The 13,421-nt window shown below is 74.1% G+C and carries 9 protein-coding genes; 6 read left to right on the forward strand and 3 right to left on the reverse strand.

Annotation, left to right across the window (positions count from 1 at the left end; genetic code table 11):
- Window positions 1-196: 196 nt before the first annotated feature.
- Both AC6I72_RS24065 and AC6I72_RS24070 read right to left on the reverse strand, forming a co-directional pair.
- Window positions 197-1,108 carry a carbohydrate kinase family protein gene (locus AC6I72_RS24065; RefSeq protein WP_498003271.1) on the reverse strand — a complete coding sequence of 304 codons (912 nt, stop codon included), beginning with the start codon at window positions 1,106-1,108 and terminating at the stop codon, window positions 197-199.
- The gene (locus AC6I72_RS24070) at window positions 1,105-2,157 is read right to left on the reverse strand and encodes a LacI family DNA-binding transcriptional regulator (RefSeq protein ID WP_498003272.1); all 1,053 of its coding nucleotides are present in this window, start codon (window positions 2,155-2,157) and stop codon (window positions 1,105-1,107) included. The genes AC6I72_RS24065 and AC6I72_RS24070 overlap by 4 nt, the downstream gene beginning before the upstream one ends.
- 192 nt (window positions 2,158-2,349) lie before the next feature.
- Here AC6I72_RS24070 and AC6I72_RS24075 point away from each other — a divergent pair, with 192 nt between their 5' ends.
- Window positions 2,350-2,775 (forward strand): Rieske (2Fe-2S) protein, encoded by a 426-nt coding sequence (locus AC6I72_RS24075; protein ID WP_498003273.1) that lies wholly within the window; start codon window positions 2,350-2,352, stop codon window positions 2,773-2,775.
- Between the two features lie 28 nt (window positions 2,776-2,803).
- Here AC6I72_RS24075 and AC6I72_RS24080 read toward each other — a convergent pair whose 3' ends face one another.
- Window positions 2,804-3,751, reverse strand: a complete 948-nt coding sequence (locus tag AC6I72_RS24080; RefSeq protein WP_498003274.1) for a hypothetical protein — start codon at window positions 3,749-3,751, stop codon at window positions 2,804-2,806.
- A 399-nt stretch (window positions 3,752-4,150) separates the two neighbouring features.
- Here AC6I72_RS24080 and uvrC point away from each other — a divergent pair, with 399 nt between their 5' ends.
- The 5 genes from uvrC to AC6I72_RS24105 all read left to right on the forward strand — a co-directional run bounded on the left by uvrC (window position 4,151) and on the right by AC6I72_RS24105 (window position 13,232).
- Window positions 4,151-6,358 carry an excinuclease ABC subunit UvrC gene (gene uvrC, locus AC6I72_RS24085; protein ID WP_498003275.1) on the forward strand — a complete coding sequence of 736 codons (2,208 nt, stop codon included), beginning with the start codon at window positions 4,151-4,153 and terminating at the stop codon, window positions 6,356-6,358.
- Entirely contained in the window at window positions 6,355-7,503 is a 1,149-nt protein-coding gene (rapZ, locus tag AC6I72_RS24090) for an RNase adapter RapZ (protein WP_498003276.1), read from the forward strand. Before uvrC ends, rapZ begins: the two co-directional genes overlap by 4 nt.
- Window positions 7,500-8,594 (forward strand): gluconeogenesis factor YvcK family protein, encoded by a 1,095-nt coding sequence (locus AC6I72_RS24095; RefSeq protein ID WP_037860765.1) that lies wholly within the window; start codon window positions 7,500-7,502, stop codon window positions 8,592-8,594. The genes rapZ and AC6I72_RS24095 overlap by 4 nt, the downstream gene beginning before the upstream one ends.
- Window positions 8,585-9,574, forward strand: coding sequence for a DNA-binding protein WhiA (gene whiA, locus AC6I72_RS24100; RefSeq protein WP_037860766.1), 990 nt, complete (start codon window positions 8,585-8,587; stop codon window positions 9,572-9,574). The genes AC6I72_RS24095 and whiA overlap by 10 nt, the downstream gene beginning before the upstream one ends.
- A gap of 631 nt (window positions 9,575-10,205) precedes the next feature.
- A complete protein-coding gene (locus tag AC6I72_RS24105) occupies window positions 10,206-13,232 on the forward strand; it encodes a M14 family metallopeptidase (RefSeq protein WP_498003277.1) in 3,027 nt (1,008 codons plus the stop codon).
- Window positions 13,233-13,421: the final 189 nt, after the last annotated feature.

Consider the following 13,421-nt stretch of genomic DNA (forward strand, 5'->3'; position numbering starts at 1 on the left):
CCCATGCCGCCCGACCGCCTGTGCCCAGGAAACCGGCCCCGTCCGGGCCTGCGTCCCGTCTCTTCCGGACGCACCGCGCCGGATCGTTGCGACCAGGGCCGGCGCCGTCCGGGCCTGCGCCTCGCCCCCTCTGCCTGTGCCTCGCCCCTCCGGGCCTGGGCCTCGCCCCTCCGCCCTGAACCGGGTTCCTTCCCGCCTACGGCTCGCCGACCTCGGACGCGTACGGGGGCTCCGCGCCCGGGCGTGAGCAGGTGATCGCCGCCGCGCGGGCCGCGAACCGCAGCAGCGCGGTCCAGCCCGCCGCGCCGAGACCCGCCAGGGCCTCGCGGGACAGCGCGTCGCGGACGGCCAGGCCGTGCAGCAGGGCCGCGTTCACGGTGTCACCGGCGCCGATCGTGTCGACGACCGTCACCTTCTCGCCCGGAACCGAGTGCTCCGCACCGTCCGGGGTGAACGCCGTGAGCCCGTCGCCGCCGTGGGTGATCACGACGGCCGCCGGCCCCTCGGCCAGCCACTCGCGCGGGGTGCCCCCCAGCCACCGCGCGTCCTCCTCGGAGAGCTTCAGCAACGACACCGAGGGCAGCCAGCCGCGAAAACGCGCCCGGTAGGCGTCCGGGTCCGGGATCAGCCCGGCCCGGATGTTCGGGTCCAGCGCCGTGAACACCCCCTCGGCCGCCGCGGCCCGCAGCAGCTTCTCGTACGCGCTCGCACCCGGTTCCAGGACCAGCGAACAGGTGCCGAACGACACCGCGCGTGTCCCGGCGGGCAGCGCGGCCGGGGCGGTGAACAGGCGGTCGGCGGTGCCGTCGACGTAGAAGGAGTACGCGGCCGATCCGTCCGTCCCGACCGTGGCGACCGCCAGCGTGGTCGGCTCGCTGCCGCGCTGCACGTCCGAGACGTCCACCCCGGCCCGCCGCAGCCCGTCCAGCAGGGCCTCGCCGAAGGCGTCGCGCGAGATGCGGGAACAGAAGGCGGTGGGGGAGCCGAGGCGGCCGAGCGCGACGGCCGTGTTGTAGGGGCCGCCGCCGAGCGCCGGCTTGAGGTCGGCGAGGGCACCGGTGCCCCGCGGTACCAGGTCGATCAGGGCCTCACCGGCGACGACGATCACGAGTCGGTTCCTTCCTCGGGCTGTGCGGGGCAACCGCAGGACGTGCGGTGGACGAACGTGCAGGGCAGACGCACCGTGCGGGCGGGCCGCTCCGGTGCGGCCAGGCGGTCCAGGAGCAGTCGGACCGACCGTGCGCCCAGCTCCCTGCCGGGCTGGGCGATCACGGTCAGCCGGGGCGAGAACAGGTCGGCCCACTCGAAGTCGTCGAAGCAGCACAGCGCCATGTCCTCGGGCACGGACAGGCCCCGCTCGCGCAGGGCGCGCAGGGCGCCGATGGTCATCGCGTTGTTGGCCGTGACGAGCGCCGTGGGCGGTGCGGCGAGGGACAGCAGCGCGGCGGTCGCCCGCTGCGCGCCGTCCTCGGCGGAGTCGCCGTGCACGACGAGCCGCTCGTCGTGAGGGAGTCCCGCAGCGGCCAGGCCGTGACGGTAGCCGGTCGTCCGCTCCCTGGTCGTGCTCAGGCCGGGCAGACCCGCCACCAGGCCGATCCGGCGGTGCCCGAGACCGGCGAGGTGGGTGACGAGCCGCGCGGTCGGCCCGGCGCTGTCGGCGCAGATCTGGTCGAAGGGCGGTCCGTCACCGGCCTCGGTGTCCGGTCCGCTGCCGATCAGGCGGTCGAGGAAAACGGTCGGTACGGCGTGCCGCGCGAGGTAGGCGACGAGGTCGTGGGGGCGCGCGGAGGGAGCGACGATCACGCCGTCCACCCGGCGCTCGTGCAGGAGCTGCACCACGGTGCGCTCATGCGCCGGATCGTCGTGCGGATCGGCGATGAGCAGGCTGTATCCCTGCTCCAGGGCCGCGGCCTCGACGCCCTGGAGGATCTCCGTGAAGTACGGGTTGCTGATGGCGGACACCGCGAGCCCGATGGACCGGGTGCGCGAGGTGACCAGGGAGCGGGCGAGACCGTTGGGGGTGTAACCGAGCTGCTCCACCGCGTCGAGCACCGCCTGACGGGTGTGGGGCAGCACCGGGCGGGTGCCGTTCAGTACGTGCGAGACGGTCGCCACGGAGACCCCGGCGCTGCGTGCGACGTCGGCCATGGTCGGCATCGTGTCCCCTCCCCGAGAACCGCCGTCCGGCGGTTGCCCGTGGCCGGGACGGTATCGCATCACCGGGTCGGCGTAAACGCTTGCGCAAGCGTTTACGCACCTTCCTGCCCGCGCCGCCGCCCCGCTCCCCGGCCGGCGGACGACGGTCGGTATCGTCGGGCCTGCACCACCCGCCGATCCAGGGGAGTCCCCATGTCAGGCCGTCCCGCCGCGAGCCGCCGTACGATCCTGCGGACGGCGGCCGTCACGCCCGTCGCCGGGCTCGGGCTGGCCGCCTGCGGGCCGCAGGGCGGCAGTGCCTCTCCCGCGACGCCGACGGCGCCCGTCGACCTCGGCGCCGAGAGCGCCGTCCCCAAGGGCGGCGCCAAGCTGTTCCAGGACCACAACGTGGTGGTCAGCAGGGCCGCCGACGGCACGCTGAAGGCGTTCAGCACCATCTGCACGCACGCGGGGTGCGCGATCAGCAAGCTGGAGGGCACGACACTGGAGTGCCCGTGCCACGGCAGTCAGTTCGACGCCACGACCGGCAAGGTGGTGCAGTCCCCGGCCACCACGCCGCTGCCCGAGCTGCCGGTCCGCACCGACGGCGGCAAGATCGTCGCGGGTCCCGGCGCCTGACCGGGAAGGGCGGCCGGTCCCCGGTCCCTCAGTCCCAGTCCCAGGCGATCCCCACGATTCCCGGCCGCACCCGAGGCTCGACGACGTGGACGGAACGGTGGCGCGCGCTCACCACCAGCTCCTGGCGGCCACCGCGCGGGGCCGCCGCCGACGGCTGGGTGAACCGGTGGCAGCGCGCCGGCAGCGCACCCGCGTCGAAGCGCACCTGCAGGGCGTACTGGCCGCCCGCCGAGTCGAAGGTCCGCAGGTACTCCCGGCACACGCCCGCGGTGCCGTCCTCGACGCCGTACCGGAAGAGGAACGTGTCCCCGGCCCGCAGCCGGGTGTCGAAGAGGAACTCCGCCACGAGCAGTCCCGTGCCGTGGTCACGGAGTACGCGCCCGGAGCGGCAGTTCTCCAGCGCGTGCACGCGCATGGAGTCCGGTACGCACTGCGGGTCGCCCTGGTGGACGGCCACGAACCGGTCCACGCCGTCCCGGTGGGCACGCACGATGTGCTGCGACTCGTGCCCGGCGAGTTCCCGGCGCGCCCCGAGCCGTACGCGCTCGTGGTGGCCGAGGGCCCGCAGCCCGCTGTCGAGAGGGGCGTCCAGCCCGGCCAGCAGTCGGCGCAGGGCGTCCGACGCCTCGACGAGGGAACGGTAGGGACGCGCGCCGGGCCTGTGGGCGACGGTGCGTTCCCCGGTCTCGGCCAGCAGCCGGATCAGCGACTCGTCCGGCAGCCGCAGGATCTCCTCCAGGGCCCGCACGGCCCGCAGCGACTCGGGGCGCTGCGGACGCCGGGCGCCCTGCTGCCAGTAGCTCAGGCTGGTGACCCCTACCCGGACGCCGTGGCGCGACAGATGGTGCTGCACGCGCTGCAAGGGCAGCCCGCGGGCGGCGATCGCGGCGCGCAGCGCCACGTGGAACGGACCGCCCCGCAGGGCCGTGTCCAGTTCCGCGGTGGCGACGTCCGCCTGCTGGGGGGCGTGCGGCATGCAGGGGCCTCTCTGTGAAGGGTGCACGACTGCGGGAAAGGCGCACGACGGCTGGTCAGACCGTTCACGCGGATCGCCGGGACCGCCCGCGGGCAGGAACGGGGGAGCCGTGCGCGTCCGTACACGTCCGTGTGCCGTCGTCCGCGGCCCCGACGTCCCCCGCATTGAAGCGTGTCGACCAAGCCCCGACAACACCTGTGACCCCGCGGACGGCGGTCCTGGCCGAGTCCGCACCCCGGCGCCGGCCGGGCGCGGTACTCCCGTGCGACGCCGCGCACCGAGCCAAGACCGCTGGTCACGGCAGGTAGTCGTACGTCTGTCCGGGCGGCGGCCGGGCGCCCGGGCCGGGTTGTCCACAGGCTCACCGCCCTGTCACCCCGCGCCAGTAGGGTGTGAGACATGGCCGACCCCTCCAGCTACCGCCCCAAGCCGGGAGACATCCCGGACTCCCCCGGGGTGTACAAGTTCCGTGACGAGCACCGCCGGGTGATCTACGTCGGAAAGGCGAAGAGCCTGCGCCAGCGCCTGGCGAACTACTTCCAGGACCTGGCGAACCTCCACCCGCGCACCCGCACCATGGTGACCACGGCCGCCTCCGTGGAGTGGACCGTGGTGTCCACCGAGGTCGAGGCGCTCCAGCTGGAGTACTCCTGGATCAAGGAGTTCGACCCCCGGTTCAACGTCAAGTACCGCGACGACAAGAGCTACCCGTACCTCGCGGTGACGATGAACGAGGAGTTCCCGCGCGTCCAGGTCATGCGCGGCCACAAGAAGAAGGGCGTGCGCTACTTCGGGCCGTACGGGCACGCGTGGGCCATCCGCGACACCGTCGACCTGCTGCTGCGGGTCTTCCCCGTCCGTACCTGCTCGGCCGGTGTCTTCAAGAACGCCGCCCGCACCGGCCGCCCCTGCCTCCTCGGGTACATCGGCAAGTGCTCCGCGCCCTGCGTCGGCCGCGTCTCCGCCGAGGAGCACCGGGAACTGGCCGAGGAGTTCAGCGACTTCATGGCCGGCCGTACGGGGACGTACCTGCGCCGCCTGGAGCAGCGGATGGCGCAGGCGGCCGAGGAGATGGAGTACGAGCGGGCCGCCCGCCTGCGCGACGACATCGGGGCCCTGAAGAAGGCCATGGAGAAGAGCGCGGTCGTGCTCGCCGACGCGACCGACGCCGACCTCATCGCCGTCGCCGAGGACGAGCTGGAGGCCGCCGTGCAGATCTTCCACGTGCGCGGCGGACGCGTGCGGGGCCAGCGCGGCTGGGTGACCGACAAGGTGGAGGAGGTCACCACCGGCGCCCTCGTCGAGCACGCCCTGCAGCAGCTGTACGGCGAGGAGAGCGGGGACGCCGTCCCCAAGGAGGTCCTGGTCCCCGCCCTGCCCGATCCGGTCGAGCCGGTCCAGCAGTGGCTCACCGACCGCCGTGGCGCGAACGTGTCCCTGCGCATCCCCCAGCGCGGCGACAAGAAGGCCCTCATGGAGACCGTCCAGCGCAACGCGCTGCAGGCGCTCGCGCTGCACAAGACCAAGCGCGCCTCGGACCTGACCACGCGCTCGCGCGCCCTGGAGGAGATCGCCGACGCCCTCGGCCTGGACAGCGCCCCCCTGCGGATCGAGTGCTACGACATCTCCCACCTCCAGGGCGACGACGTGGTGGCCTCCATGGTCGTCTTCGAGGACGGGCTCCAGCGCAAGGGCGAGTACCGGCGCTTCCAGATCAAGGGCTTCGAGGGGCAGGACGACGTCCGCTCCATGCACGAGGTGATCACCCGGCGCTTCAAGCGGTACCTGGCGGAGAAGGAGCGCACCGGCGAGTGGGCCGACGGCGAGGAGGGTGCCGCGCCCGACGGGACGGCCGCCGCCCCGGCACCCGGCGCGACCGTCGACGGCTCGCCCGCCGAAGCACCCGGCGCGACGGTCGACGGCTCGCTGGCCGAAGCACCCGGCGCAGTGCCCGGCGGCCCGGCCGGCAGCACGGTCGCCGGCCCGGCCGGCGCCTTCACCGAGGACGACGGACGCCCCAAGCGGTTCGCCTACCCGCCGCAGCTCGTCGTCGTCGACGGCGGACAGCCGCAGGTCGCCGCGGCCCAGAGGGCCCTCGACGAGCTGGGCATCGACGACATCGCGGTGTGCGGGCTGGCCAAGCGCCTGGAGGAGGTCTGGGTGCCCGGTGACGACGACCCGGTGGTCCTGCCGCGCAGCAGCGAGGGGCTCTACCTGCTGCAGCGCGTCCGTGACGAGGCCCACCGCTTCGCCATCACCTACCAGCGCACCAGACGCGCCAAGCGCTTCCGGGCCGGTCCGCTGGACGACGTGCCCGGTCTGGGCGAGACGCGCAAGCGGGCGCTGCTCAAGCATTTCGGCTCGGTGAAGAGGCTGCGGTCCGCCACAATCGACCAGATCTGTGAGGTGCCCGGCATAGGCCGCAAGACGGCCGAGACGATCGCCGTGGCCCTGGCCCAGGCGGCCCCGGCCGCACCCGCCGTGAACACGGCGACCGGAGAGATCATGGAAGACGAGGAAGAGACGGAACCCGGGACGACGCCGGGGGCCGCAGGGGAGCCCGTGCCCACGGGCGCCCCGGCCGAACGACGGGGGCAGGAGACATGACCGAGGACGAGACGCAGCCCACAGCGCCACGAGATCAGACAGCGGCGCAACCCGACCGGGCCCGCACGGCGTCCCGGGAACAGACACCCGCGCCGGCGCACCGGGAAGCGGACGCGGACACGCACGCGGACAGGAACGCGCCGGGGCACGGGGACACGCACACGCACACGCAGACGCCCGCGGACGCGCCCCCGCCATCGCACGAGGACCAGCGGCAGCACCCGGTCCAGGAACACGGAGCACAGGTGAGTACGGGCATCGACACGGCAGGCGTCCCCGACGCGGCCATCCCCGAACTGGTGATCATCTCCGGCATGTCGGGGGCGGGCCGGTCGACGGCCGCCAAGTGCCTGGAGGACCTCGGCTGGTTCGTCGTCGACAACCTGCCGCCGGCGCTGATCCCCACCATGGTGGAACTGGGCGCCCGCTCGCAGGGCAACGTCGCGCGCATCGCGGTCGTCGTCGACGTCCGCGGCCGCCGTTTCTTCGACAACCTCCGCGAGTCCCTGGCCGACCTGGAGGCGCGCGACGTCACGCGGCGGATCGTCTTCCTGGAGTCCTCAGACGAGGCCCTGGTGCGCCGCTTCGAGTCGGTGCGCCGCCCCCACCCCCTCCAGGGCGACGGCCGCATCGTCGACGGCATCGCCGCCGAGCGGGAGCTGCTGCGCGAGCTGCGCGGCGACGCCGACCTCGTCATCGACACCTCCAGCCTCAACGTGCACGAACTGCGCGCCAAGATGGACGCCCAGTTCGCCGGCGAGGAGGAGCCCGAGCTGCGGGCCACCGTGATGTCCTTCGGCTTCAAGTACGGCCTGCCGGTCGACGCCGACCTGGTCGCCGACATGCGGTTCCTGCCCAACCCGCACTGGGTGCCGGAGCTGCGCCCGTACACCGGCCTCAACGAGGAGGTCGCCGGGTACGTCTTCAACCAGCCCGGCGCCAAGGAGTTCCTGGACCGCTACGCCGAACTGCTGCGGCTCGTCGCGGCCGGCTACCGCCGCGAGGGCAAGCGGTACGTGACCATCGCCATCGGCTGCACGGGCGGCAAGCACCGCTCGGTGGCCATGTCGGAAAAGCTCGCCGCGCGACTGGCGGCCGAGGGTGTGGAGACCGTCGTCGTCCACCGGGACATGGGGCGCGAGTGACCGGACGTACTCCGCGGCTGAGCAGACTGCGCCGCGCGGTCCCCGAGGGCCGCGCGGCACGTCTGGCGGCCGAGGGGCGGGCCGGCCGGCCCGCCGAGGCCCGCGGCGCACGGCCGCGCCGCCGGGGCGCCCAGCCCAAGGTGGTCGCCCTCGGCGGCGGCATGGGCCTGTCCGCCTCGCTCGCGGCACTGCGCCGGATCACCGGCGACCTCACCGCCGTCGTCACCGTGGCCGACGACGGCGGCTCCAGCGGGCGCCTGCGCGACGAACTGGGCGTGCTGCCCCCCGGCGACCTGCGCAAGGCGCTGGCGGCGCTGTGCGGGGACGACGACTGGGGCCAGACCTGGGCGCGCGTCATCCAGCACCGCTTCACCTCCCAGGGCGACCTGCACGACCACGCGGTCGGCAACCTGCTGATCGTCGCGCTGTGGGAACAGCTCGGCGACCACGTCCAGGCCCTCGACCTGGTCGGCAAGCTGCTGGGCGCGCACGGGCGCGTACTGCCCATGTCCGCCGTGCCGCTGGAGCTCCAGGCCCTGGTCAAGGGCCACGACGTGGACCGGCCCGACGACGTCGACACGGTCCGCGGCCAGGCGACCGTCGCGCTCACCCCGGGCGAGGTGCAGTCCGTGCACCTGGTGCCGCACGACCCGCCCGCCGTGCCCGAGGCCGTCGAGGCGGTCCTGGACGCGGACTGGGTGGTGCTCGGTCCCGGCTCCTGGTTCTCCTCGGTCATCCCGCACCTGCTCGTGCCCCAGCTCCTCGACGCGCTCACCGAGACGAAGGCGCGCCGGGTCCTCTCCTTGAACCTCGCCCCGCAACCGGGAGAAACCGCCGGCTTCTCCCCGCAGCGTCATTTGGAGGTTTTGGGACGACACGCCCCTAAACTCGCCCTGGACGTGGTGCTGGCCGACGAGGCCGCCGTGCCCGACCGCGAAGTCCTCACCGAGGCCGCCAAGCGGTTCGGCGCCGCGGTCGAGCTGGCGCCGGTGGCCCGGAGGGACGGAACTCCGCGGCACGACCCGGAGCTGCTGGCCGCCGCGTACGACCGTATTTTTCGGATGCATGGAAGGATCGGCCCATGGCGATGACGGCAGCGGTGAAGGATGAGATCTCCCGGCTCCCCGTCACCCGGACCTGCTGCAGGAAGGCGGAGGTCTCCGCCATTCTGCGGTTCGCCGGCGGCCTCCACCTGGTCAGCGGGCGCATCGTGATCGAGGCGGAACTGGACACCGCGATGGCGGCGCGGCGCCTGAAGCGGGACATCCTGGAGATCTTCGGGCACAGCTCGGAGCTGATCGTGATGGCGCCCGGCGGCCTGCGCCGCGGCTCGCGCTACGTGGTCCGGGTCGTCGCGGGCGGCGACCAGCTGGCCCGCCAGACCGGCCTGGTCGACGGCCGCGGCCGTCCGATCCGCGGCCTGCCCCCGCAGGTGGTCTCGGGGGCCACCTGCGACGCGGAGGCCGCCTGGCGCGGCGCGTTCCTCGCGCACGGCTCGCTCACCGAGCCCGGCCGCTCCTCGTCGCTGGAGGTGACCTGCCCGGGCCCGGAGGCCGCGCTCGCCCTGGTCGGCGCGGCCCGCAGACTCTCCATCGCCGCCAAGGCCCGCGAGGTGCGGGGAGTGGACCGGGTGGTCGTCCGTGACGGTGACGCGATCGGCGCGCTGTTGACGCGTCTGGGCGCACACGAGTCCGTACTGGCCTGGGAGGAGCGGCGGATGCGCCGCGAGGTCCGCGCCACGGCGAACCGGCTGGCCAACTTCGACGACGCCAACCTGCGCCGCTCGGCCCGCGCGGCGGTCGCCGCCGGTGCCCGGGTGCAGCGCGCCCTGGAGATCCTCGCGGACGACGTCCCCGAGCACCTGGCCGCCGCGGGGCGCCTGCGCATGGAGCACAAGCAGGCCTCGCTGGAGGAACTGGGCGCGCTCGCCGACCCGCCGCTGACCAAGGACGCCGTCGCCGGCCGCATCCGCCGGCTGTTGGCCATGGCCGACAAGCGCGCCGCCGACCTGGGCATCCCCGGGACGGAGGCCAACCTCAGCGAGGAGCTGGCGGACAACCTCGCGGGCTGAGCCGCGTGCGCCGCGCAGCAGGGCCCGTCCGCCGGGGCGGCCGGGCCCGGTCACCCCTTCGGGCGGGCACCGTCGGGCCAGGGGCCGCCCCCGCCCGGCCCGCCCGGCCGCGCCTTCGCCTGACAGCCGGCGGCCGCGCCCGGGACCGGGCCTGACCCGCGCAGCCTTGTCTGTCGGCCCCGGATGCCGAGGGCCGCGCCCCGGCCGGGACAGCGGGCGCGCGGGCCTGAAGGCCGCCGACCGTGCGCGCGCCCTGCATCCGCAGACCCGCACACCGGCCCTGACCAGCCGAGGGTCGCGCCCCGGCGCGGCCGGCCGAGGGCCGTACACGGGACGTGGCCCGACCTGCCGGCCGTCGTCCTCGGCCGTCGACCCCGGACGCCGACGTCCGGGACCCGGCCCCTGACCCGCAGTCCCGCACGCCGACCCCGGCCGGCCGACGGCCGCGCCCGGAACCCGGCCTGACCCGCAGGTCTCCCTGGCCCGCAGGCCCGCAGGCCCCCGGCCCGCACCCTCCACGCCGACCCTGATGTCCGTCACCGTGACCGAGGAGGCACCCTTGACCCGTGACCTGAGTGACATGAACCTGGCAGGTCTCCGCCGGACCGGCGGACCACCGTCAGGGGGGTTCATGAGACGCAGCACGAGACGCGGAGCGAGATCGGTCCTGGCCGTCGGCGCGCTCCTGCTCGGCGGAGCGGGCCTCGCGCCCCTCGCCCAGGCGCAGGACGCCACCTCACCCCGGCCGGCTCCGGACGAGGTGAAGGTGTTCCGCGCCGACGTCACCGCACGGCAGGTGCCCCTGCTGCTGAAAGCCGGTCAGGACGCCCACGAACTGGGGAACCGGACGCCCGGCGGCGGCCGGAGCACCGTCGAGCTGTACCTCACCGACGCGCAGGCCGGCAAGCTGCGTGAGCAGGGCGTCCGGCTCACCGAGCACGCGCTCACGGCCGCGACGCAGAGGCGGGTGACCACGGCCGGCCAGGGCGTGTTCCGGCCCTACAGCGGCAAGGGCGGCCTGCGCGAGGAGATCCTCCGTACCGCCCGGACCCACCCCGGCCTCACCAAGGTCGTCTCTCTCGGCACGACCGTGCGCGGACAGGACATCCTCGCCCTGAAGCTGACCGGCCGCGCGCGCGAGACGAAGGACGGCGCCAAGCCGGCCGTGCTGTACCTGTCCAACCAGCACGCGCGCGAGTGGATCACGCCGGAGATGACACGCCGGCTGATGCACTACTACCTGGACCACTACCGCACCGACCGCCGGATCAGGAAGATCGTCGACACCACCGAACTGTGGTTCGTCCTCTCCGCCAACCCCGACGGCTACGACTACACCTTCAAGGACGACAGCACCCGGCTGTGGCGCAAGAACCTGCGGGACGTCAACGGCGACGGTGTCGTCTCCAGCGGGGACGGCGTCGACCTCAACCGCAACTTCCCCTACAAGTGGGGCTACGACGACGAGGGTTCGTCACCGGAGCCCGCCGGTGAGACCTACCGCGGCCCGGCCCCGGCGAGCGAGCCCGAGACGCGGGCGCTCGACCGGTTCGAGAAGCGCGTCCGCTTCCGGTACGCCGTCAACTACCACTCCGCGGCCGAACTCCTGCTCTACGGCGTCGGCTGGCAGGTGGCGACCCCGACCCCGGACGACGTCCTCTACCGGGCGCTCGCCGGCACCCCGGACCATCCGGCGATCCCCGGCTACCGCTCCCAGCTCTCCTCGGAGCTGTACACCACCAACGGCGAGGCGGACGGGCACGCGGGCAACGTCAACGGTACGGCCATGTTCACGCCCGAGATGTCGACGTGCGAGACCGCGTCCGACGCCGACCCGGACGACGCCTGGAACGCCGCCGACTGCCGGTCCGTCTTCACCTTCCCCGACGACGAGAAGCTGATCCGGCGGGAGTTCGAGAAGAACGTCCCCTTCGCGCTCGCCGTCGCCGAGACCGCCGCCCACCCCGACCGGCCGAGTTCACCGGCCGGCCCGCAGGCCGCCGACTTCACGCCGGCCAAGTTCTCGACGTCGTACGCGCGCGGCGCCGGCCAGGAGGTCTCGGTCGTCGTCCGCAGGTCCGTGCGGGACAAGGCACTGCGCTACCGCGTCGGCGGCGGGCCGACCCGGACGGGAGCCCTGCGGCCCTGGAAGGGCGGCACCACCTACGGCGGCGCGGACCACCTCTACTTCGACGAGTACCGGGCCCACGTCCCCGGCGCGGCTCCGGGCGACCGGGTCGAGGTGTGGTTCACCGGCCGCACGGGCAGCGGCCCGGGGACCGGGAAGCGGACGTCGAGCGAGCACTTCACCTACACCGTGGCCCGCCTCCCGTCCGCCGGCACGCCCGCAAGCACCCGCGCAGGCACGCCCGCAAGCACCCGCGCCGACACCCTCGTCGTCGCGGAGGAGGGCGCCCCGGCCGTCCGGGCGGGCGCGTACGTGGACGCCCTGCGGGCGAACGGCCACCGGGCGCTCGTCTGGGACGTCGCCACCCAGGGCGCGCCCGACGCGCTCGGCGTGCTGAAGCACTTCAGGACGGTCGTGCACTACTCGGGCGCCCCGGGACCGGGCAACGCCACCCAGCTCCAGCTGCGTTCCTACCTCAACGAGGGCGGGCGGCTGATCGAGGCCGGCGAACAGGCCGGCGGCAGCGTCGACCTGGGCGGCGGGAACCTCTCGGACGACTTCAGCCAGTACTACCTGGGGGCCTACTCGCGCACCCCGGCCCCCGGGGCCACCGGCTTCACCGGCGCGGGGAAGCTGGCAGGCTTCTCCGGCGCGCTCGGCGGCGCGCCCGGCGAGCCGCTCGACGGGGCCGGTGCCTATGGGGTCACATCACAGGAACTGCCGGCGGCCGACCACCCGTGGTTCGCGAGCTCGGGGGCGGGGCGGTTCACCGGCACCGTCGACCCGTACAGCCCCTACACCGGCTCCTTCATGGCCGCCGCCGTGCACACCGACGACGCCTACAAGCGCCTCACCCGCACCGTCGACCTCACCGGGGTCACCGCGGCGGACCGGCCCGCCCTCAGCACCCGCCTGCTGTGGGACACCGAGCGCGGCTACGACCACGCGCTGCTGGAGGTCCGCACCACCGGCGCCGACGACTGGACGACACTCCCGGAGGCGGGCGGCAGGAGCACCGCGGCCGTGCCCGCCGAGTGCGGGGCCGGCTTCCTGATCGCCGACCACCCCTGGCTCAGGCACTACCTGACGCCGGGTTCCGGCGGCTGCGCCGCCCACGGCACCAGCGGGGCGTGGAACAGCTTCACCGGTTCCTCCGGCGGGTGGCAGCAGGCGAGTTTCGACCTGAGCGCGTACGCCGGGCGGACGGTCGAGGTCTCCCTCTCCTACGTCAGCGACCCCGGCACCGGCGGCCACGGCGTCCTGGCCGACGACACCTCGCTCGTCGTCGGAGGCACCGCGAGGGACACCGAGGGCTTCGAGACGTCGCTGGGCCCCTGGAAGGTGTCAGGACCGCCTCCGGGCAGCCCGGCCGTCCGCAAGGACTGGGCCCGCACCGGCACCCTCTTCCGGACGTACGCGGCGGTCACCACCGACCGTTCCGTGCTGCTCGGGTTCGGGCTGGGACACCTCCGCTCGGCGGCCGGCCGGGCGGCCCTCGTGGGGCGCGCGATGGCGGCACTCGACAAGTGAGCCGGGACCTGCACGAAAGAGTGATGAATATGGTCAACGCGAACGGACACTCCGTACCCTAATGGAGTGATTCGGGCGCCCGGCCGCGACGGCCCGGACCCCTACTGGCGCGTACGGCTCGCCATGCCCTCCAGGGGGTCTCCGAATGTCACTCAGGAGGCTCCAGGGAGGTAGGGTCGGGGGTGGTCG

It is taken from the genome of Streptomyces sp. Xyl84 (genome assembly GCF_059731885.1).